We start from the raw sequence: 20052 nt of genomic DNA on the forward strand, positions 1-20052 counted from the left end.
GATGCGTCGGAAGCCTCGCCTCGTCACCCCGGTCGATCGCGGTCGGGGCCGCTCGCGGCACGGCCGGGGCGGACGTTCGAGTGTCACCGGACCCGAGCTCGCACCGATCACCACGCGAGCAGAGGCCTTCGACCGCACCGTCGGCGACAGTGCGCACTACCTGCTCGGCCTCTGGCCGGACGAGCTCGCCGGCGTGGTCTTCCAGGTGGCGGACATGCCGAGCGACACCACCGTGCCGGACGAGATGCCCCGGTGGCGCATCGACCGTGACGCCCGTCGCGTGACCGTCTTCCGGATCCCCGTCGAACGCGTGAACCGCAGCCCCGAGAAGGACGACTCGGACCGCCGCATCATCATCGAGACCGCGGTGTTCCGCGCTGTCGGCGAGCTGATCGGCAAGGACCCCTGGGACCTGGCGCCCGACCGCTACCGGCACTGGTGAGCCGGGCCGGCCGCGTCGGAGGTCAGGGGTAGACGCGGACCGGGGTGGACACGTCGGTCGCCGGTCGCACCGGGAACCCGGCGATGCCGTCGGCGCCGCGGTAGGTGACCCCGGCGACGATGCCCTCGGTCCCCGTCAGCGTGAGCTGCTTGGCGGTCTGCACCGGCAGCGTCACCGTCGCGCCGGACAGGACCTTCAGGGTGCGGCGCTCGTCGCCCGAACGCACCGTGACGGAACGGTCCTCGCGGGTCGGGTTGACGAAGTTCAGCCGGACGCCCTCACCCGGGGCGATGGCGGTGATCGTCTCGTCGCCCAGGGGCTCCGCGGAGGCGAACCACCCGAGGTCGGTGCCGTTGCCCTCGGTCGGCGTGGTGCTGCGGGCGCCGGCGACGACGGGTTCGGTCGAGGTGACGGTGAACGAGTACCGGCCGTCCGGGAAGTCGTCGAGCGCGACGTCCGTGACGACCCCGGGCTCCGCGGTGGCGTTGACGGTCGTGCCGCTGCCGTCGGCCGTGCTGATGCCGAGGGTGACCCGGGCCGACTTCGTGCCGGGGACGAACAGCCGGACGATCGGGGCCGCGTCGGCCGCGTCGTCACCGCGCTGGGCGGCCTGGGCGTCGGCGAGGGCGACCGCGGGGATGACCTGCGCGCGCGACGGAGCGGCGCCGCCGGAGACGATGTCGTAGCCGCCCGGTGTGAGCGTGCGGACGACGGTCTCCTGCATGTGCGCGACGATCTGCCCACCGGACGACGTCACGTGCACGACGGTCGACGCGGCGTCCGACACGAAGCCCGAGAGCGGGACGACCTTCTGCGTGTTCGGCGCCACCACGATGCCGGTGGTGCCCGGGGCGTTGACCGTCCCGCTGCCGTCGAAGATCGCGAGGTCGACCGTGGCGTTCACGTCGGTCGGGTTGGAGAGCGTGATCAGACTGGTGCGACCGGTCTCCGTCGATCCCCCGACGAGCCACGTGGACTGGGTCGGGTCGTCGCACGAGGCCGCGCCAGCGCCGACGAGGTCGCCGCTGGAGACACTCTGCAGGCTGCTGCCGGCGACCTGCGGGGTGGTCTCCCCGGCCGGGGCGGTCAGGAGCCGCGGGTCACTGCCGCCGGTGGTCGAGGCGTCGAGCGAGGACCGTTCGACCGTCGAGCCGGTGGTCGCCGTGGCGACGGTCGCGGTGCCGACGGTGCTGGCCTGCGTCGCGTCGTTGCCGGCGTCGTCGGACAGGCGCAGGGCGCTCCCGGCACAGACGCGCTCGGCGGCGGCGGGGACCGGCGTGACGGTGCGGCCCGCCGGGCGACCCGGGTCGGAGTCGGTACCGATGGCGTGCGCCGCGGTGACGGCACCCGCCGCGACGACGACGGCGACGGCCGTGGCGGTGCCGCGGACGACCCAGCGTCGGACGGAGGAGGGGGTGGTGCTCATTCGTCGCGCTCCTCGTCGAAGGTGGTGGCGGGTTCCTCGGCCTCGATGACGTTCGAGGTGGCACGGCGACGGCGCGGGGCCGTCGGCACCGCGAGCAGGGCCGCTGCGCCGAAGACCACGCCGAGCACGACGAGGTACAGCACGTGCGTGGCCTGGGTCGCCGCGGAGCCGGAGCGGGTGTGGTCGACCTCGCCGTCGTAGTGGAACAGCTGCCCGTTGGTGGTCTCGCCGATGCTCGTGAAGAGCGCGTTCTGGCCGATCGCGCCGGCCGCGCGGTCGTGCACCGTCTGCGCCTCGGGGTCGTCGCCGGCCTCGTCGATGAGCACGAAGCTCACGCCGAGCTCGCGGAGCGCCGGTCGGGGGTCGTAGCCGCTGCGGCTCGCCAGGTTGCCGGCGAGCGTCGTCAGGCGCGCGCCGGACTCGCTCAGGCGCAGGGCGGTGGCGTCGAGCGTGGACTGGTCGTCGAGCGTGGAGCCCTGTCCGCGCTCGAGCGTGACAGCGAGCGAACCGTCGTCCTGCGGGACCACGACCAGCGTGCCGACGTCGGGGTTCGCCTGGGCCTCGGCGTTCACGTAGGCGCTGAGCACCCGGCCGGTGGTCGGCTGGATGGTGGCGGTTCCGAGGTAGAACGCCGCGAAGGCCGGTGCCACCGCGACCCCGGCGAGCACGGTCGCGACGAGCCCGGTGACCGGGGCGGCCTTCGGCAGCACGTCGATGCCGATGCACGCCGCGACCACGAGGGCCATCCAGTACACGGACAGACCGCTGCCCGGCCACACGATGGTGGTCGTCGAGCCGACGCCCGTGACGGTGACGTGGGTGGCGGCGAATGCCGTGGCGAAGCCGAGGAGCGCGATGACGAGCGCCGAGCCGGCGACCGCCCAGCGGTGTCCGAGCATCGCGCCGATCGCGGCGACGGCCACCGGGAGCACCAGGACGGCCATCACGACCGGCAGGACCCTGGCGTCCAGCGCCAGCCCGGAGGTCGCGGGGAGCCAACCGCTCCAGTCCGGCAGCGGCTGCCCGATGGCCAGCTGGAGCGCGGACGGCGCGCGGGTGGCCGACGGGACGCCGGGGTCGGCGAACACGGCGAGCAGGTTGCCGCGTGCCGCCTGCGCCAGGATCAGCGGCAGGAACAGCACGGCGGTCGGCACCGGGATGAAGACGCGACGGTGCGCCCGACGCCAGCCGACCAGGAGCGCCACGAGCCACCCGATCAGCAGGACCGGCAGGAGCGACGGCGCCGAGGCCGCGACGACGGCGAACAGGAGCGACGCCCCGGACGCCCACGCCCACGAGCGGTGTGCCTCGAGCACGGCGACGAAGAGCCACGGCAGGGTCAGGTGCGCGATCACGGCGCCGAGGTGGCCGGTCGTCACCGCGCCGACGAGCGACGGGGCGATCGCGTAGAGCGATGCACCGATCACCGGCACCCAGGTGCGGGTCGTGACCTTGCGCACCGCGAACCACGCGCCCAGTGCGGACAGCGGGAACGCGACGAGCATGACGAGCACGACCGCGGTGGACGGCGACCAGAACACGATCGAGCCGAGCACGGCGAGGACCGCGGCGAAGGGGTCGGACGGCCCGGTGAAGCCCGTTCCGAGCGAGTGGAAGCCGTAGCCGACGTTCTGCCAGAGCTGCCCGGGGGTCGCGCTGAGCGGCAGGAGTCCCCCACCGGTCAGGGCCGGGGAGCCGAGCAGCGGGTAGAGCGTCACGACGCTGAGCACGGCGGCGGCCAGCACCACCCAGATCCCGCCGTCGCCGAGGAAGGACGCCCGTGCGATCGGGGCGTCCTCGACGCGGGCGAGTTCGACGTCGCGCGAGGTGGTGCGGTGCTCGTGCACCCGACGCCAGCTCACCCGGAGCGGTTCGACCGCCGCCCAGCCGAGCTTCCTGGTGCGGGCGAGGTTCTTGCGTGCGCGCCCGGTCCCGCCGCCGAACGCGACGGCGAAGGCGGCGGAGAGCTCGGGGACCACGGCGGCGGGGTGCTTCGCGACGAGGTGCCCGAGTGCCCGGGCGATCGCGAACGGCACGAGGGTGAGCCAGTGCAGCCAGACGAGGCCGGCGGGCGCGTAGGTCATCCGGCGGTGCAGCTGCGCCTGCCGGTGCATCCGGACGCGCCGCGCCTCGGACACGCGCTTGCGACCGAACTCCTCGATCGGTCCGGCACTGGTGACCTTGGCCCCCGGCACGAGGGCGACACGGTGTCCGGCGAGGCGGACCCGCACGCAGAAGTCGAGGGCCGCGTCGACGTCCGGCAGCGCCGGGTCGAAGCCGCCGAGGTCGTCCCAGACCGACCGGCGCACGAGCATGCCGCCGGCGGCGACGCCGAGCACGTCGGTGTTCCGGTCGTGCTGGCCCTGGTCGAGCTCGTCCTGCACCAGGACGATGGACCGGCCGAAGCGGGTCATGCTCTCGCCGAACGCACGGATGAGCGAGGGGTCGTCGTCCGCGACGAGCTTCGGGCCGGCGACGACGACCGACGGTGCGATCTCCACGGCGGAGAGCAGGTCGGCGAGTGCGGTGGGCGCCGGCGCGTTGTCGTGACCGAGGATCCACAGCCACTCGTCGACCGGTTCGTCGGTCGCGGCGGGCGGCGCGCTGCGCTCACCCTGCCGGACGGCGTCGCCGAACGCCCTGCCGGCGGGGAGCCGGACGAGCTGTGCGGACCCGCCGAAGGACAGTTCTGCGGTCGATCCGTCGGTCGTACCGACGTCGACGACCACGAGGTTCTCGGGGTGCCGGGTCTGGGCGGCGAGCGCGTCCAGGGTCCGGTCGAGGTGGTCCGCCCCGTTGGCGGCGACGAGGATCGCGGTGACTCTGGGCTGCATGACGGGCGTCACTCTACGGTCTGGAGGCGCGGTGTCGGCTGCGGACGGCGGCGCGGCGTGAAGCTGTGGGTGCGCTCACTGCGCGGTGCGGGACGGGCGCTCCACGCGCCTCCCGGACGGGGTGGGGCGGCTACGCCCTTTTCCGCAGCTTGCGGCGTTCGCGCTCGGAGAGGCCACCCCAGATGCCGAAGCGTTCGTCGTTCTCGAGCGCGTACTCGAGGCACTGCGCCCGGACCTCGCACGAGGTGCAGATCTTCTTCGCCTCGCGCGTCGAGCCGCCCTTCTCGGGGAAGAACGCCTCCGGGTCGGTCTGCGCGCAGAGCGAGTCGACCTGCCAGGCGAGCGGGTTCTCCTCGTCGTCCGTCTCCGGCCGCCGAACACCCGGGACGCCGAGCGCCACGGGGTCGACGTGCCAGTCTTCCGGAACTCCGGCGTGGAAGTCGGAACCGTTCACCCTGATCACCCCTGACGTCTCGATAACGGGACCACAACAATTGAAGTCGTTGCCTGTAATTACAGCGGTGTCATTCGCCTGAGTCAAGTCGCGGATCATAGAAGGTGCTGACCGCCCCAGCGTGTCATGTCCCCCGTTTGGGCGTGTCGCGCCGGTTCTGTCGACTTTGCGGGGGACACCTGACACGTCCTCACGCGCTCAGGATGCGCTGCGGCGGGCCTCCCAGGCACTCGAGACCATCTCGTCGAGGGAGTGGCGCATGGCCCACTCGAGGTCGCGGGCGGCGGCTTCACCGGTCGCGACGATGCGGGCCGGGTCGCCGGGGCGGCGCGCAGCGATCTCGGGATCGAAGGCGATCCCGGTGCCAGCCGCCATCGCGTCCATGATCTGGCGGACGCTCACACCGTCGCCGCTGCCGAGGTTGTAGGCGCGCTCGAGCGGCTCCCCCGCCTCGAGCTTCCGCGCGGCCACCGCGTGGGAGTGCGCCAGGTCCGCCACGTGCACGTAGTCGCGCACGCAGGTGCCGTCCGGGGTGTCGTAGTCGTCGCCGTTGATGCGCGGGGTCCGACCGGCGAGCAGCGCGTCGAAGACCAGCGGGAACAGGTTGTGCGGGCTGGCGTCGTACAGGTCGGGCTCGCCCGAGCCGACCACGTTGAAGTAGCGGAGCGAGGTGGTGGTGAAACCAGCAGCGACCTCCATGTCGCGCAGGAGCCACTCCCCGATGAGCTTCGACTCGCCGTACGGCGACTCCGGGTTCTTCGGGGTGGACTCGACCACGGTCTCGACGTCCGGCGTGCCGTAGACGGCCGCGCTCGACGAGAAGACCGCCTTGGTCACGCCGGTCTCGGCCATCGCGCGGAGCAGGGTCGCCATGCCGGTGACGTTCTGCTCGTAGGTGTGCAGCGGGCGCTCGACCGAGACGCCGGCGTACTTGAACCCGGCGACGTGCACCACACCGGTGACGTCGTGCTCGCGGAGGGTCCGTGCGACGAGTTCGCCGTCGAGGATCGTGCCCTCGACGAACGGCACGTCGTCCGGGACGAACGCGCGGAAGCCGCTCGAGAGGTCGTCGAACGCGACCGTGTCGATGCCGGCCGAGCGCAGTGCTCGGACGACGTGGGACCCGATGTACCCGGCACCGCCGGTGACCAGCCAACTCATGCCCGCCACGCTAGCGGACGACGGCTACGCCCCGGTGGCGATGAACACCGTCGAGGTGATGCCGTCGGGCGAGTCCGCCTCGACCGTCACGTCGCCCTCGTCCGGCGTGATGAAGCACGCCTCCCCCTTGCGGAGCAGGGTGGCCGACTGCGCGCCGACGAGCGTCACGACGCCCTCGGTGCAGATGGCGATCGACGGTCCGACCAGCGGTGCGACACCGCCGGTGCTCATGCCCACCGGGCGGCCGTCACCGTCCACCCGCAGCAGCGCGAAGCCGACGCCGTCCGGCGCGAACCGGTCGACGCCGGGGGCGACGCGCTCGGGCTCGAGGACCGGGGCCGGGTACGCGGTGAAGTCGAGCACGCGCAGGAGCTCCGGCACGTCGACGTGCTTCGGCGTGAGGCCACCGCGGAGCACGTTGTCCGACGGTGCCATCAGCTCGATGCCGAGCCCGTCGAGGTACGCGTGGATGTTGCCGGCGGGCAGGTACATGGCCTGCCCGGCGGTGAGGGTCACCCGGTGCATGAGCAGGGAGACGACGATGCCGGGGTCGCCGGGCCAGCTGGTCGCGAGGTCGCGGACCGTCGCGGTGTTCGGCGTGAGCAGGTCGTCGTCGAGGGCGACGGCGAGGTCGCTGGCGGCCTGCACCACGGCGAGCGCGGACTCGTCGGCGGTCTCGAGCCAGCGGACGGTGTCCTCGAGCCCGTGCAGCAGGTGCACCTCGAGCGGACCGAGCCGCCCGCTGCCGGCGTCGAGCACTCGGACCTCGGCCAGGGTCTCCTCGACGGGGCGGAAGCCGCTCAGCGCCTCGAACCGCTCGCTCAGGGCCACGACGAGCTCGGGCTTCGGGAACGGGTCCTTGTAGTTGCGTGCAGGGTCGTCGAGTGCGATGCCCTCGCGCTCTTCGCGGGCGAAGCCCTCCTCCGCCTGCTCCGGCGTCGGGTGCGCCTGCAGCGAGAGCGGTGCCGCCGCCGCGAGCACCTTCAACAGGAAGGGCAGCCCCGTGCGGTCCGGACCGAGTGCGGTCTCCGGCTCGTCGGCGATCCAGTCGCGGAGCGTGTCCGCGCCGCCGACCATCGCCGGGTTGACGACGACACTGGGACTGCCGGCGTGGGCGCCGAGCCACAGCTCCGCCTGCGGGGCCCCCGTGACGGTGCGTCCGAGGAGCTCCGGGATCGCGGTGACCGAGCCCCAGGCGTAGTCGCGGGGGGTGTTCGTGATGCCGAGGAACATGGGCCAGAGCCTACCGGCGCTCCCGAGGGAGTCCTGCTGACGGCGACCGGCCGGTACCCTGGCGTCGTGACGAACACCTGGCCGCTGGCGCGCGGGACCGTACCCGAGCGCGAGGCGTTCGCCTTCGGGGCGACCACCCTGTTCGTGCTGTTCGCGGGCGACGCCCTGCCGAACACCCTGACGTGGGTCGGCGCCGGTGTCCTGTGGGCACTGGTCGCGGCGTGGGGCATCACGATCCTGGTCCGGGCGAAGCCGCCGCTCGTCCGCACGCCGTGGGCGCTCTGGGCGTTCCTCGGCTGGTGCCTGGTGACGCTGATCTGGTCGCACTGGCGCTTCGCCACGATCTCGAGCCTGACCGTGCAGGTCATCTGTGCCGCCGTGGCGTTCACGATCGCCTCCACCCTGACGTGGCGCCGGATCACCGACGCCCTGAGCCTCGCGCTCCGCTGGGTCCTCATGCTGTCGCTCGTGTTCGAGGCCGTCGTCGCGGTGTTCGTCCGCCACCCGATCGCGCCGATCTGGACCGACTACGGGGACCGCGACGTCCCCGACGCCTTCTACTTCTCGCGGGCTGAGCTCTTCACCGGCGGCCGGATCCAGGGCCTGCCGGGCAACGCCAACCTGCTCGCGATGGTGGCCCTGCTGGTGGCGATCGTCGTCGCCGTGCAGTTCGCCGAGGGCCGGATCCGTCGGAACCAGGCCGTCGGCTGGCTCCTGGTCGCCGTGCTCGGCCTCGTCCTCACCCGTTCGTCGACGGTCCTCGCCGCCGCCGTCGTCGTCGCCGTCGTCGCGCTGGTCGCCATGTGGATGCGCCGGGTGCCGACCGAGCGCCGCACCCCGCGCTACCTGCTGCTCGCGGTCGGCGCGGTCGTCGTCGCCGTCGCCGCGTCCGTGCTGCGCGGCCCGGTGTCCGAACTGCTCGGGAAGGGTTCGGACGCCACCGGCCGCGGCGAGATCTGGGGCAAGGTCCTCGGCCTGATCGACCAGCACCCGGTCGGCGGCTGGGGCTGGATCGGGTACTGGTGGCCCGGCATCCCGACGCTCGCCGACCTGGCGCACCGCAAGGGCGTGACCTACCTGCAGGCCCACGACGCCTACCTGGACGTCTGGATGCAAACCGGGATCATCGGCCTGGTGCTCTTCGCGATCTACGTGGTCACGACGCTGTCCCGCTCGTGGGCCTGCGCGACCCGCATCGGGTACGACGCCGCACTCCGCCCGCGGTCCTTCGACCCGGTGTCGCTCCTGCCGCTCCTGGTCGTCGTCGCCCTGCTGGTGCAGTCCGTCGCCGAGTCCCGCCTGCTCTACCAGGGGAACTGGGTGCTGTTCGCCCTGCTCGCGATCAAGACCCGCATCGTGCTGACCGGCGAGGAGCCCGTCTCCACCGGCGACGGCCCGCGGACGCCGCGCACCAAGCGCGAGTTCCGCTGGGCCGGCACGCGCTGACGCGCACCCCACCGCACCCGCACCACGCACCGCGCACCGCGCACCGACGGACACGACCTCAGCGCGACACCCACGAGCACGCCACCGGGGACGACCACGGGTTCGACCGCACCCGGGCGACCTCGAGTGACGGGTCCGCGTCGCAGGCCTCGACCGCCGTCGGCAGCTGTCCCGCCCACACCGGGCCCTCGCTCCGCCGGGTCTCCGCCGGCGCGACGTGCAGCACGGCCGACGCGACGACGGCGGTGACCACGCACCACCCGGTGACGGCCCCGACGAGGCGACCCGCGCCTCCCGTCCGTCCAGTGCCATGCGACCACCGGGGCGCGTCGACGAGCGCGGCGGCGGCGACCACCGCGGCGCTGACCAGCAGCAGGCCGGCCGCGGCGGCGTAGCGCTGCGGCGGCAGGGCGGCCATCGCGGCCACCGGGGCCGACCAGCGGACGCCGGCGTCGTCGTTGGCGAGCAGGGCCGCCCACCACACCGCGCCCGAGCCGACGGACAGGGCGACCACCATCCACCGGGTGCGGGGCGGACCGACGACGACGGCCGCGACCAGGACGAGCAGGAGCACGACGGCGGGCACGAGCACGACGGCCCAGCCGTGCTCCAGGACGGCCGTCAGGACGGCGCCGACGCGCGGGTCCCACGCGCCTCCGACGGGGCCGAGCAGGTACCCGGCGAGCACGTCCCGGACCGCGGGCGACCCGGGGGCGACCTCGCGCGGGTGCGTCAGGGTCGTGACGCCCTGCACCGCCAGGCCGACGAGCACGACGAGGGTGACGGGCAGAGCGGACCACGGTCCGGCCGCCCCGGCGAGGCGGACGTGGGCGCGGCCGCGGCCGCGGCCACCGGGCATCCAGGCCAGGAGCAGCAGGGGTGTGAACAGCACCGTCAGCGGCTCGGTGAGCACGGCCGCGCCCGCCACGGCGGCGAGCGCCGCCGCAGCCCACCACGAACGGGTGCGGAAGGCGAAGACCCACGGCACCAGGACGAGCAGGTACCAGTGCAGGTTGGCCGCGTTGCCGCTGATCTCGTAGGGCGCGAGCGGCAGGACGACGGGGACGGCGGCGAGCACCAGCCGGAGCGGCCACGGTCGGACGACGTCGCGGGACAGGACGAACACCAGGGCGCACACCCCGCCGACGACGGTGCACGAGGCCAGCGCCACGACCTGCGCGTAGCGCTCGGGCGGCAGCGCGTACCCGAGGTCGACGATCAGCCGGGGCAGCAGGTGCACGTACCCGGCGTACGGGTGCAGCAGGGTGTCGAGCGGGCCCGTCGCGATCCGCTCGCGCAGGAACACGCCGCCGTCCTCGGCCCAGACGGTGTTCCGCGGCACGGGACCGAGGCGGTACCAGGCCAGCGCGGTCGTGAGCAGACCGACGACCACCGCGACGAGGGGGACGCCGGCGACCCTGCGCGCGAGGTCCATCCGGTGAGGATAGTTCGGTGATCGCGCATCGTCGATACAGCCACACCGCGATGCGGCGGGCCGGTCACAAGGTCGTGCGCCAAGATGGACGGGTGACGGACGGTCGGGTGAGCAGGAACGTGCTCGGGCGCCGGTACCTCTCCGCCTGGATCGGCTTCTCGGCCGGTGGACGGTTCAGCCAGGCGCTCGCGACGGTCATCGTGCTGTTCGGGTTCGGCCAGCCCACCGTCGAGGCACTGGTCGGTCGGGCGGGGACGTGGGCGGTGCTCGTGACGCTGTTCGTGCTCGCGGGCCTGAGCCTGCTCGGGCAGCGGTACCGGATCGAGTGGCACGGGGTCCTCCCCCTCTCGCTGCTGGCCTTCGTCGGCTACTGCGCGTTGAGCGTGCTGTGGAGCGAGTACTCGTGGGTGGCGCTCCGCGGCCTGGTGCAGACGGTCTGCTTCATCGGCCTCGGGCTGTACCTGGCGCTGGGCCGCGACCTGGTGCAGGTGATCCGGGCCTCGGGCGACGCGTTCCGCATCCTGCTCGTGACCGCCCTCGGGCTCGAGGTCCTGTCCGGCCTGGTCCTCGACGTCCCGTTCCCGGCGTTCGGCATCCGCGGCGACATCGCGTACGGCGGCCCGATCCAGGGCATCGGCGGCACGCGCAACTTCATGGGCTTCATCGCCGCGATGGCCCTCGTCACATTCGTGGTCGAGTTCCTCACCCGCTCCGTCACCGTCTGGCGTGCGATCGCCTCGACCTCGCTCGCCGTCATCGCCCTGATGCTCGTGCAGTCCCCCATCACCGGACTCGCGATGATCGCGCTCGCCGTCACGGCCCTGGCGCTCTGGTCACTCCGGCACGCGCGGCCGGCGACCAGACCGGTGGTCAACGGCGTCCTGGGGGCGGCGGTCCTGCTGACGCTCGCCGTCGGGGTGCTCGCCCGGCACCGTCTGCTCGCCGAGATCGGGGCCGCCGGCGGCACGGCGACCCGGACCGACCTCTGGTCGCAGATCCGGGTCCTGGTGGAGCGCTACCCGATCCAGGGCTGGGGCTGGGTCGGCACGTGGCCGACCGAACCCGTGGTGCCCTACGTCACGCTGATCGACCCCGCCGGGGTCCGCTTCACCTCGGGGCTGAACGCCTTCGTGGACGCCTGGCTGCAGATCGGCTTCGCGGGCACGCTCCTCCTCGGGATCACGGCGCTGCTCGCGTTCGCGCGCGCCTGGGTGACGGCGACGACGTTCCCCGGGGTGGCCTACGTGTGGCCGGCCGCGGTGCTCGTGCTGCTCGCCGTCACCAGTACGGCCGAGAGCTACCTGCTGCACGGTGCGGGGCTGATGTTCTTCGTGACGGTGCTCGTGATCGCCGCGCGTCGGCGCTCGTGGCGCCGCCACCTGCCGCGCGTGTAGCGCGGGCTGCGCGCCGTGGCACTTCGTGCGCAGGAATGGTCGCCTCCGCGGAGGCGACCCGACCGTTGCTGCTCACGAAGTGGCGGGACGGCGCGCCCCACCGCCGGACGGGAGGCTCGTTGCGGCCCCGCACCGCGCCTCCAGGCCGTCGCGCCGAACGTTCCGGACGCGCCGCGCTTCGTGAGCAGGAATGGTCGCCCCTGCGGACGCGACCCGACCGTTCCTGCTCACGAAGTGGCGGGACGGCGCGCCCCAGCGCCGGACGGGAGGCCCGTGGTGCGTCTCAGGGGCGCGTGCGGCGACCGAGACGGCGCTGCACACCCCACTGGGTGACGCGGAGCATCGCCTCGAGGACGATGGACCGGCTCATCTTGGAGACGCCGTGCACGCGGTCACGGAAGCGGATCGGCACCTCGACGATGCGGCCGCCGAGGGCGTCCACGCGGAGCGTCATGTCGACCTGGAAGCAGTAGCCCTTCGAGTCCACCGAACCGAGGTCCATCCGCGCGATCGCCGACGAGCGGTACACGCGGTACCCGGCGGTGATGTCCCGCACGTCCAGCCCGAGCACGAGCCGGGCGTACGTGTTTGCGCCCCGGCTCAGCGCCTGGCGCCGGAGCGGCCAGTCGACCACCGACCCACCGGGGACCCAGCGGGACCCGATGGCGAGCAGGACGTCGTCGGAAGCGGTCACGGCGTCGACCAGGGCCGGCAACCGGTCGGCCGGGTGCGAGCCGTCGGCGTCCATCTCGACCAGCAGCGGGTAGCCGCGCTCCAGACCCCACCGGAACCCGGCGACGTACGCCGTGCCGAGCCCGAGCTTGCCGGAGCGCTGCAGCAGGTGCACCCGGTCGTCCGCGGCCGCCAGGGACCGCACGATGTCCCCGGTGCCGTCCGGGCTGCCGTCGTCGACGACGAGCAGGTGGGCACCGGGCACCGCCACCAGCACGGCGGCGGTGATCGCACGGATGTTCTCCGCCTCGTCGTACGTCGGGACGATGACGAGGGCGGTGGTCTCCCCCGGGGTCACCGGTTCAGGCGCCGCTTCACCTTGCCGGCGACGCTCCGGGGGCCCTCGGTGCGCAGGTAGTGCACCGCACGGCCGAGGTCGTAGCGGACGCCGGAGAGCTTCTTGCGCTCCGGGACGCGGACGCGCATCTTGTGCGGCTCGATCGACGACGCGGTGTCGCGCACCGACTTGTCCGCAGCGCGGATCGGGTTCCGGCAGAACTCGACGAGCGGGGCGAGGACGTTCTCCCACGTGAACTGCTCGCGCACGCGGTCGACGTTGCCGATGAACTCGGTGCGGGCCTTCTTGTCGAAGAGCGCCGTCTCGAGCGCGGTGGCCAGGCCGTCGATGTCCTGCTCGTGCACCGCGATGCCGAGCTTCTCCTCGGCGACGAGGTCACCGAACGAGTCCCCGGCCGTCGTGACGATCGGCAGGCGTGCCCACAGGTAGTCGAGGATGCGGGTGCGGAACGAGAAGGTGGTCTCGAGGTGCTCGTAGTGCGTCGAGACGCCGGCGTCGGCCTCGAGCAGGTAGGCGCCGCGCTCCTCGTACGGGATCCACTGGTCGTTGAAGAACACGTGCTTGCCGGTGAGACCGAGGGCGTCGGCCTCGGCGCGGACCTTCGCGACGATGTCCATCTCGGGGACGTCGGGGTTCGGGTGCTGCACGCCCATGAAGAAGAGCTTGACCGACGGACGGCGCTCGGCGAGCTGCGCGATCGAGCGGACCAGGGTGATCGGGTCGAACCAGTCGTAGATCCCCCCGCCCCAGACGACGAGCTTGTCGTTCTTGCCGATGCCGGGCACGACGCCCTTGACCCGCTGCTGGTCGTGCACCGGCGGGGTCGACGACAGCCCGAACGGCACGACACCGATGAGCGAGCGCAGGTCGGCGTCCCGCGAGTACGTGCGGGCGTTCACGCGGCCGGAGCCGGCGAGCTGGCCGAGCCAGAACATGCGCTGACGCTCCGAGGCACAGATGAAGTAGTCGCCGAGCTCGAGCTGGTGGTTCAGGGTGTCCGAGGCGTCGAGGATCTGACGGTTCCACTTGTCGACGTCGTCGCTGCGGCCCTGCTCGAGCTGCTCGAGGTGCAGCGGGTCGTAGACGTCGACGACCAGGATCTTGCTGGTCGACTCGAGCACCGGGAACAGCCGGAGCGCGTGACCCTGCACGATGATGACGTCGGCCCAGCCCTCGTGCTCGACCATCTGGCGCGGGTGGCGGTGCGGGACCGTGACGACCTCGTACGACGGGTCGATCGGCGACGAGCGGGTCAGGCTGACCACGCGGACGTCGTGCTCGGACGCGAGCTGCTTCGCCATCTGGGTCGCGCGGATCGCCGGACCGGCCATCTTCGCGCCGATCGAGTCGCCGGTGATGATGAGGACGCGGCGGCGGGTGCCGACCTCGAGCACGCCGAGGGAGTGCACGATCTTGTCGTAGCCGGCCAGGTAGTTCTCGATCGGGTACGCGGGCTCGTCGCGGTTGCCGAACAGGCGGAGGAGCTCGCGGTCCGACCGGACGCGGGTCGCCTGGATCTGCCGGCGGGACTCGGTCATCGACGGCAGCTGCTCGACGAACTGGTCGACGCCGTAGATGCCGGCCATGCTCGTCTTCGGCACCGGGATGGTGGGCACGCTGTCGTCGCCGGGGTTGCGCAGGTCGAGCTCGGTGGAGTCGAGTTCCCCGCGGCCCACGGCACGGCGGACGGCGAGTGCCAGCGAACCGGGCAGGGCGGCGGCGAGCTGCTCGTCGCCGAGGTTCTTGTAGAGCGTGAACAGGGCGTTCCGCTCGAGCAGGTAGGTCTCGCGGAAGTCGCCGAACTTGTTCATCGACGCGTGGTGCTTGTGGAACGCGACCGACTTCGGCTGGTACCGGAAGCGCCAGCCGAGCAGGTTGAGCCGCCAACCGAGGTCGACGTCCTCGTAGAACATGAAGTAGCGGTCGTCGAAGCCGTCGAGCTGCTCGAAGAGCTCGGCGCGGATGAACATCGCGGCGCCGGTGCCGAACAGGACGTCGGTCTCGCTCTCCCACCGGCCGGTGTCCGGCGACCCGGCGAAGGGCTTGTAGCCCATGCCGTACCAGGTCATGGCGGCCTCGGTGAAGTCGACGTTGACGCCTTCCCAGTCGAGGACCTTCGAGGCGACGGCGCCGATGTCGGCACCGGAGGCGAACGTGGCCATCGCCTCGCGCACCCAGCCGGTGTCCGGGCGGGCGTCGTTGTTGAGGAACGCCACGACCTCGCCGGAGGACTTCTCGACGCCGAGGTTGCAGCCGCCGGTGAACCCGAGGTTCGCGCCGGCGTCGATCAGGGTGAAGTCGAGGGTCGAGGCCTTCAGACGTCCGAGGTGCTCGGGGCCCGAACCGTTCTCGACGACGATCACCTCGAGCTTGTCCTGCGGCCAGTCCTGCTTGCGGAGTTCCGCGATGCTCGTCAGGGTGTCGTCCGTGCCCTTGTAGTTCACGAGGATGACGGACACGACTCCCGGCTTGCGCTCTGTCACGCGAGTTCCTCCAGCAGCTGCCGCGCACCGGGCGCGGATCGATGGCTCGGCCAGCGAGGTGCCGCGGGCCGATGACACCCTACAAGGCGCGCCCAGCGACTCCCTGTCGGCGCTGCGGATTCGTGCAGAATGGCGTGCGTGACCGCAGTGATCCCGAGCACCCCCATGTCCTCTCCCCTCCGCGAGGACTACGCGGCCCTCGCGGCCGACGAGCACGCCGAGGGCCCCCGCGGCACGATCCGCTTCGCGGTGTCGACCGCCGACCCGGCCGAGGGCAAGGGCGACCTGTTCGTCGCGCTCGGCCTGGCGCGGGCGCTCCGGGCCGAGGGCTGGGGTGTCGCGATGTGGCCGCTCGAGCGCTGGGGTGAGGAGCTCCCCGCCGACACGGCCGTCGTGGTCAGCATGATCGAGTCGTTCGTCCCCGGGTACGTGCCCGCCGGCACCGCCCTGGTGGCGTGGGTGCGCAACTGGACCGCCCGGTGGGCCGCTCTGCCGTACCTCGACGAGTTCGACGCCGTCTGGACGTCGTCCGGCACCGCCCGCGACGCGATCGCGGCGGCCTACACCGGCCCCGTCGAGGTCGTGCCCATCGGCGTCGACACCGAGCTGTTCACGACGGACGTGCCCGAACCGCGCGAGCGCACCGACCGCGCCGTCACGACGGTCAACTTCTGGGGCGTCCGTCGGCGCGTGCAGGACGTGCTCGCCGAGGTCGCCCCGGCGGAGCCGATCGTCTGGTTCGCCGCGAACGTCGACCACGTCGAGGCCTCCGCGGGCGTCGAGCTCCGTCCGGCCGTGTCCTACTTCGCCCTGCCCGAGGTCTACCGTGCCGCCGGCTTCGTCGTCGACGACGTCATCGAGCCGGCCGCCGAGTACGGCACCCTGAACTCCCGCCTGTACGAGTCGCTCGCGTCGGGCGCGCTGCCCGTCACCGACTGCGCGCTCGGGCTCGACGAGCTCGGCCTGTCCGACGTGCCGGTGTTCGAGGACGCCGACTCGCTCGAGCGCGTGCTCGCCATGCCCCGCGAGGAGCGCACCGCCCTGGTCGCCCGGCTGCGCGCCGTGGTCGTCGACCGGCACTCCTTCCGCAGCCGTGCCGAACAGGTCGGCCCCTCGCTCGACGCCGCCGTCGCAGCCGCCTCGGGTCGGAGCGGCGGGCGGAGCGCGTTCCTCCGCTGGGCGACCGCGCAGCGCGAGACGCTCCGGCAGGCGGAGCACGACCGTGACGTCCACCTGGCCGGCGTGCACGACATCAACGCGCGCCTGGTCGCGTCGGAGCAGCAGGTCGGCGCGTACGACACCGCCCGCCGACTGGCCGAGGCGGAGCGCGACCAGATCGCGGCCCGCTTCGAGGGCCTCACCCGCTCCCCCGAGTACCGCCTGCTGCACGGTGTGGGCCTGATGGCGCGGCGCGTGCGCCGCTGACGGCCGTCGACGCGACCACGTGACGGACGGGAGGCCCGGTACCAGCTGGTACCGGGCCTCCCGTCCGTCGTGGTGACCGTCTACTGCACGGTGACGGTCTTGGTGCCGAAGCTCTTGTAGGTGCCGCTCGGCAGGTCCTGGAAGTAGACGCGCACGGTGTGCGTGCCCTTCTTCACCCCGGTGAGCTTCCGCGACAGGCCGACGTCGGAACCCCAGTCCGGGTGCACGGCCTGCACGTCGGTGCGGGTCGCGTTGACGGTGCCCGGCGAGACGGCCACGCCGTCCAGGTGGATCTTGTACTTGACCGGGTCCCAGACGTCCGGGTCGATCGCCCAGCCGGCCACCGTGACGGTGCCCGCGCCGCCGGTGGCCGACTCGTACAGGCCCTTGACCGAGCCGGTCTTGCCCGTCTTGCCGGTGGTCGGCGGGTCGGTGACCGTCACGCTCTTCGTGCCGAAGCTCTTGTACGTGCCGCTCGGCAGCTCCTGGAAGTACACCCGCACCGTGTGGGTGCCGGCGCTCAGCCCCGGGATCTTCAGGGAGAGTCCGACGTCGGAGCCCCACGCGGGGTGCACGGCCTCGACGTCGGTCCGCTTGGCGTTCGCCGCACCGGGGGCGATGGCGACGCCGTCGACGTGGATCTTGTACGCGACCGGGTCCCAGACGTCGGGGTCGATCGCCCACCCGCGCACCGTGGCGCTGTTCACGCCGCCGACCACGGACTCGAACGCACCCTTGACCGAACCGGTCTTGCCCGTCTTGCCGGTCGTGCCGGACGCGTCGGGTTCGGCCGTCGAGGCGGCGCTCACGGTCACGGTCTTCGTGCCGAAGCTGACGTACTTGCCGCCCTGCAGGTCCTGGAAGTAGACCCGCACGGTGTGCTTGCCCGCCTTCAGGCCGGTGAGCCGGAGCGTCAGGCCGACGTCCGAGCCCCACGTCGGGTGCGTCGCCTCGACGTCGGTGCGCGTGGCGTCCGCGACACCGCTGTTCGTGCTCACGCCGTCGACGTGGATCTTGTACTTGACGGGGTCCCAGACGTCCGGGTCGATCGCCCAGCCGCGCACCGTGGCCGTGCCGACGCCACCGGTGACGGAGTCGTACGAGCCGCGCACCGTTCCGGTCTTGCCGGTCTTGCCGGTGGTCGGGGCGTCGACGACGACCGACTTCGACGCGACCTTGACGTACTTCGTGCCGGGCTTGTCCATCACGTACAGCGTCACGGCGCGCTTGCCCGCGCTGATGCCGCCGATCGTCTTCGAGAAGCCGAGGGTGCTGCCGACGCCGGGGTAGACCTTCGCCACGTCGGTGCGGGTCTTGTCCGCCGTGCCGGTGGCCTTGCTCACGCCGTCGACGAGGATCTTCCATGAGCCGGGCTTGGAGGAGTCGGGGTCGAGGACCCAGCCGCTCGCCGAGATCGTGCCGACGCCGCCGGTCGCCGAGTCGAGGACACCCTTCGGCGCTGCGCTCGTGATGGTCCGGGTGTAGCAGCCGAGCAGGGTGTTCGCGCCGCGGCCCTGGTTGATGGCGTAGCTGCAGACGGAGTGCTTGCCGAGGCTCAGCCCGGTCAGTTCGGCCGAGAACCCGTGCCTGGTGTTGTTCGCGCCGAGGGTGCCGGCGAGGTCGCTGCGGGTCTTGTCCGCGGTGACGGTCTTCGTGCCGGCGCCGTCGACGTAGAACGCCACGCGCAGGGCGTTGGTGGTGTCGGGGTCGGCGGCCCACCCGGTGACGGTGATCGACGAGGTGGAGGTCGCGGTCACGGAGTCGACGTCGCCGTACGGGTTGCCGCCGCCGGCCGCGGCACCGAACCAGTCGGTGTACATGCGCCAGAAGTTGCGGTTGCCGTAGGCCGAGCAGCTGTCGCCGGAGCCGTAGAGGTTCGACATGGCGGCGGCGTTCGGGGTGTACGGCGTGTAGATGTACAGCCCGGCGGTGGCCTGGTTCTGGATGTAGACGGACTTCCGGCCGCACGCCGAGTTCGGGTTGAGCAGGATCGAGTTCGTCCGGCCCGCCTGGTACGCCCACGACGTCGGGGACGCCTGGTACCGCTTGAACTGCAGGGCGGCGGCGTAGACCTGCTGGCCGAAGCCGTAGTACGCCGGGTCGCACGGGGCGGTGTCCGGGCACGCGAAGCCGGTGGCGTGCAGGTACATGTAGGACGTCGGCGAGGACGTCGTGACGATGCCCTGCTCCTTCTGCAGGAGCACGAGGAGCACCTTCTGGCTGATGCCGCACGCGGCACCGACCTGGGCGATCATCGTCGCGGCCGTCTTGGTGCCGCCGGCGATGGCCTTGCACCGACCGGAGACGGCGCCGATGGAGCTCATCTTCTGCGAGAAGTCCTTCAGGCAGGCGGGGCCGCCGGACGCCTTGCGGCAGTTCGGCGCGACGCTCGTCAGGAACGACTGCACGGCGGCGGCGCTCATCGCCGAACCGTTGTAGAAGTTCGCGTCGCTGATGATGTTGCCCGGGTCGAAGTCCGAGGCGACGGCGGCCGAGGCCGACCGGGTCGTGGCCTGCTCCGCGAGCACGGTGCCGAAGGTCAGGCCGCTCACCGCGACGGCAAGGGACGCGACCAGGGCCAACGAGCTCCGGAAGGACCGACGGACGGGTCGGTCGGGGCGGGGGGAACGGGTGGGACGCATCACGGGACCTCGGCGGTCAGGGGGTCGGACGTCGTCGACGCGGAGCCGACGGCGTAGGTCAGGGTGACGGACCAGGTGCCGCTCGGCACCTTCGCCGCGGGGAACGACACCTGCGCGCAGTTCACCGACGAGGCACTCGCCTGCGCGGTGCTCGTGGCGGTGCGCGTGACGCCGTCCTTCGTCGCGGTGAAGGTGCACTTCCCGCTCGTGTCGGTGGTGCCGGAGACCAGGCCACCGGCCTGGAGCGTCTTCGACCCGGTGTCCCAGCCGGCGTAGGTGACGACGGCCGTGGCCGGGAACGACGACGGGTCGGTGTCCGGCTGGTTCGTCGCGCCGCTGCCCGGGAACGCGCCGGGGGTGTCGTCGTCGGAGGCACTGCCGCCGTCACCGTCGTCGGACGCACCGTCCGTCGGCGTCGAGGCCGTGTCGGTGGGGGCGGTGGTCGCCGAGTCGTCGTCGGTCGGGGTCGCACTCGGGGTGCGCGAGGCGGACGGCGACGGGGTGGCGTCGTCGCCACCACCGGAACAACCGGCCAAGAGGAGACTGAGTGCACCGACCACCGCGAACGCAGCGATCGGCCTGGATGCGAGGAGCATGCTGACGGGCCGTCCTGTGGATGTTGACAAGGGTCCGGGTTGCAACAACGG

14 protein-coding genes are annotated in these 20052 nt (G+C 72.4%); 4 read left to right on the forward strand and 10 right to left on the reverse strand.

Annotated features, from left to right (window positions below; translation table 11 throughout):
- Position 1: 1 nt before the first annotated feature.
- Positions 2-442 carry a metallopeptidase family protein gene (locus tag KK087_RS07315; RefSeq protein ID WP_214528334.1) on the forward strand — a complete coding sequence of 147 codons (441 nt, stop codon included), beginning with the start codon at positions 2-4 and terminating at the stop codon, positions 440-442.
- Between the two features lie 22 nt (positions 443-464).
- On the opposite strand, the gene KK087_RS07320 is transcribed toward KK087_RS07315, so the two are convergent.
- The 5 genes from KK087_RS07320 to manA form a co-directional block, all read right to left on the reverse strand.
- Positions 465-1868 (reverse strand): DUF5719 family protein, encoded by a 1404-nt coding sequence (locus tag KK087_RS07320; protein WP_214528335.1) that lies wholly within the window; start codon positions 1866-1868, stop codon positions 465-467.
- Complete coding sequence (locus KK087_RS07325) at positions 1865-4702, reverse strand: glycosyltransferase (protein ID WP_214543573.1); 2838 nt, start codon at positions 4700-4702, stop codon at positions 1865-1867. The genes KK087_RS07320 and KK087_RS07325 overlap by 4 nt, the downstream gene beginning before the upstream one ends.
- A gap of 130 nt (positions 4703-4832) precedes the next feature.
- Positions 4833-5165: a WhiB family transcriptional regulator gene (locus tag KK087_RS17630; RefSeq protein WP_374114433.1), complete on the reverse strand. Its 333-nt coding sequence runs from the start codon at positions 5163-5165 to the stop codon at positions 4833-4835.
- A gap of 189 nt (positions 5166-5354) precedes the next feature.
- The gene (gene galE, locus KK087_RS07335; protein WP_214528338.1) at positions 5355-6317 is read right to left on the reverse strand and encodes a UDP-glucose 4-epimerase GalE; all 963 of its coding nucleotides are present in this window, start codon (positions 6315-6317) and stop codon (positions 5355-5357) included.
- A gap of 24 nt (positions 6318-6341) precedes the next feature.
- Positions 6342-7550, reverse strand: a complete 1209-nt coding sequence (gene manA, locus KK087_RS07340; RefSeq protein ID WP_214564696.1) for a mannose-6-phosphate isomerase, class I — start codon at positions 7548-7550, stop codon at positions 6342-6344.
- 66 nt (positions 7551-7616) lie between these two features.
- Here manA and KK087_RS17885 point away from each other — a divergent pair, with 66 nt between their 5' ends.
- On the forward strand, positions 7617-8996 hold the full coding sequence (locus KK087_RS17885; RefSeq protein ID WP_214564697.1) for an O-antigen ligase family protein: 1380 nt from the start codon (positions 7617-7619) through the stop codon (positions 8994-8996).
- A 58-nt stretch (positions 8997-9054) separates the two neighbouring features.
- On the opposite strand, the gene KK087_RS07350 is transcribed toward KK087_RS17885, so the two are convergent.
- Entirely contained in the window at positions 9055-10431 is a 1377-nt protein-coding gene (locus KK087_RS07350) for a hypothetical protein (protein ID WP_214564698.1), read from the reverse strand.
- A 107-nt stretch (positions 10432-10538) separates the two neighbouring features.
- Between KK087_RS07350 and KK087_RS07355 the strand changes: the two genes are divergently transcribed.
- Entirely contained in the window at positions 10539-11825 is a 1287-nt protein-coding gene (locus tag KK087_RS07355) for an O-antigen ligase family protein (protein ID WP_214528345.1), read from the forward strand.
- Between the two features lie 283 nt (positions 11826-12108).
- Here the strand turns inward: KK087_RS07355 and KK087_RS07360 are convergent, their stop codons facing one another.
- On the reverse strand, positions 12109-12855 hold the full coding sequence (locus tag KK087_RS07360) for a polyprenol monophosphomannose synthase (RefSeq protein ID WP_214564699.1): 747 nt from the start codon (positions 12853-12855) through the stop codon (positions 12109-12111).
- On the reverse strand, positions 12852-15338 hold the full coding sequence (locus KK087_RS07365; protein ID WP_214564700.1) for a glycosyltransferase: 2487 nt from the start codon (positions 15336-15338) through the stop codon (positions 12852-12854). Before KK087_RS07365 ends, KK087_RS07360 begins: the two co-directional genes overlap by 4 nt.
- Positions 15339-15476: 138 nt before the next feature.
- Between KK087_RS07365 and KK087_RS07370 the strand changes: the two genes are divergently transcribed.
- Positions 15477-16763 carry a glycosyltransferase family protein gene (locus tag KK087_RS07370; protein ID WP_214564701.1) on the forward strand — a complete coding sequence of 429 codons (1287 nt, stop codon included), beginning with the start codon at positions 15477-15479 and terminating at the stop codon, positions 16761-16763.
- An 80-nt stretch (positions 16764-16843) separates the two neighbouring features.
- On the opposite strand, the gene KK087_RS07375 is transcribed toward KK087_RS07370, so the two are convergent.
- Together KK087_RS07375 and KK087_RS07380 are read right to left on the reverse strand one after the other, a co-directional pair.
- Complete coding sequence (locus KK087_RS07375) at positions 16844-19405, reverse strand: hypothetical protein (protein ID WP_214564702.1); 2562 nt, start codon at positions 19403-19405, stop codon at positions 16844-16846.
- The gene (locus tag KK087_RS07380; RefSeq protein WP_214528353.1) at positions 19405-20001 is read right to left on the reverse strand and encodes a hypothetical protein; all 597 of its coding nucleotides are present in this window, start codon (positions 19999-20001) and stop codon (positions 19405-19407) included. The genes KK087_RS07375 and KK087_RS07380 overlap by 1 nt, the downstream gene beginning before the upstream one ends.
- Positions 20002-20052 lie beyond the last annotated feature (51 nt).

Origin of the sequence: Curtobacterium aurantiacum, from assembly GCF_018598555.1 — a bacterium.
Lineage (GTDB): Bacteria > Actinomycetota > Actinomycetes > Actinomycetales > Microbacteriaceae > Curtobacterium > Curtobacterium aurantiacum.

Coding starts and splice junctions, on each gene's coding strand:
- KK087_RS07315 (WP_214528334.1), top strand. CDS start 2: ATGCGTCGGAAGCCTCGCCTCGTCACCCCGGTCGATCGCGGTCGGGGC.
- KK087_RS07320 (WP_214528335.1), bottom strand. CDS start 1,868: ATGAGCACCACCCCCTCCTCCGTCCGACGCTGGGTCGTCCGCGGCACC.
- KK087_RS07325 (WP_214543573.1), bottom strand. CDS start 4,702: ATGCAGCCCAGAGTCACCGCGATCCTCGTCGCCGCCAACGGGGCGGAC.
- galE (WP_214528338.1), bottom strand. CDS start 6,317: ATGAGTTGGCTGGTCACCGGCGGTGCCGGGTACATCGGGTCCCACGTC.
- manA (WP_214564696.1), bottom strand. CDS start 7,550: ATGTTCCTCGGCATCACGAACACCCCCCGCGACTACGCCTGGGGCTCG.
- KK087_RS07350 (WP_214564698.1), bottom strand. CDS start 10,431: ATGGACCTCGCGCGCAGGGTCGCCGGCGTCCCCCTCGTCGCGGTGGTC.
- KK087_RS07375 (WP_214564702.1), bottom strand. CDS start 19,405: ATGCGTCCCACCCGTTCCCCCCGCCCCGACCGACCCGTCCGTCGGTCC.
- KK087_RS07380 (WP_214528353.1), bottom strand. CDS start 20,001: ATGCTCCTCGCATCCAGGCCGATCGCTGCGTTCGCGGTGGTCGGTGCA.